Origin of the sequence: Kitasatospora sp. NPDC047058, from assembly GCF_040643935.1 — a bacterium.
Taxonomy (GTDB): domain Bacteria; phylum Actinomycetota; class Actinomycetes; order Streptomycetales; family Streptomycetaceae; genus Kitasatospora.
In genome coordinates, this window is the sequence record NZ_JBEYVJ010000872.1 from 1 (window position 1) to 1,374 (window position 1,374).

Annotated in this window: 1 protein-coding gene; it reads right to left on the reverse strand. The window is 72.9% G+C overall.

Annotated elements, in window-relative coordinates:
• Window positions 1-1,363 (reverse strand): amidase (locus tag ABZ885_RS41230; RefSeq protein WP_360200357.1); only part of this gene is annotated, 1,363 nt, incomplete at its 3' end.
• Window positions 1,364-1,374 lie beyond the last annotated feature (11 nt).

The following is a 1,374-nucleotide window of genomic DNA, read 5'->3' on the forward strand; positions in this document are numbered from 1 at the left end:
GCTGCGTCTGCTCGTAGGCGTGGCCGACCCGCAGGAGCGTGGGCTCACCGAGTGGCCGACCGAGCAGCTGCATGCCGATGGGCATGCCCGCCGCGTCGTGGCCGACCGGAACGGTCAGGGCGGGCACTCCGGTGATGTTGGCGGGGGCGCAGAGCCGTACGTAGGCGTCGGAGACGCTCTCCGCCGTGCCGTCGGGCCAGGTGACCGTCTCCTCGTCGGCTCCGACCGCGGGCATCGGGACGCTCGGGGCGGCGATCACGTCGACCTCCGCCAGCATCCGTGCCCACTCGGCGCGCATGAGCGTGCGGGAGCGTTGAGCGCGCAGGTAGTCCCCGGCGCTCATCAACTCGCTTGCCTCCAGGAGGATGCGGACGTCCTCCTGGTACAGCCCGGGAACGGTTCGCAGGCTGCCTTCGTGGTAGGCGCCGGCCTCCGGCACCATCAGGCCCCACTGGGTGGCCTGGATGTAGCGGGTCATCGGGATGTCGACTTCGACGAGCTGGGCACCCAGGGCTTCCAGCTGCCCGATGGCGTGCCGGACCGCGGTCTCCACCTGCGGGTGGACGTTGTCGAAGTAGTAGGTGCGCGGCAGGCCGATGCGCAGCCCGGTCAGGTCCGTTCCGGCACCGGGCCGGTAGTCCGCGGCGGGCACGGACAGCGAGGCGGGGTCGCGCGGATCGTGTCCGGCCAGCGCGGTCAGGACCAGGGCCGCGTCCTCGACGGTGCGGGTGATCGGGCCGACGTGGTCCAGCGACCAGGACAGGGAGGTGACGCCGTGGCGGGGGACGAGACCGTAGGTCGGCTTGAGGCCGACGACTCCGTTGAGCGCCGCGGGCACCCGGATCGACCCGCCGGTGTCGGTGCCCAGGGCGAAGGTCGCGGCGCCCGATGCGACGGCGACCGCGGAGCCGCCGCTGGAGCCGCCGGCGACCCGGCCGCGGTCCCAGGCGTTGCGGGTCTGCGGGGTGGTCAGGCCGAAGGCGAATTCGTGGGTGTGGGTCTTGCCGAGCAGGACCGCGCCGGCTGCGCTCAGCCGCGCGGCGACCGTGCTGTCCGCCGTCGCGTGATGGTCGGCACGTACGCGGGAGCTGGCGGTGGTGGCCATCCCGCCGACATCGATCAGGTCCTTGAGCGCCATCGGGATGCCGTGCAGCGGTCCCCGGTAACGGCCTTGCGCCGCTTCGCGTTCGGCTTCGCCCGCCGCCCTGCGGGCCCGCTCGGCGATGACCGTGACGTAGGCGCCGAGGTGCGGTTCCGCCGACCCGATGCGGTCGAGGACGGAGTCGACCAGTTCGACGGGGGACAGTCGCCGGGCACGGATCTCGTCAGCGGCGGCGGCCAGGGAGAGCTCATACGGCTGCATCGTGCTTCTCC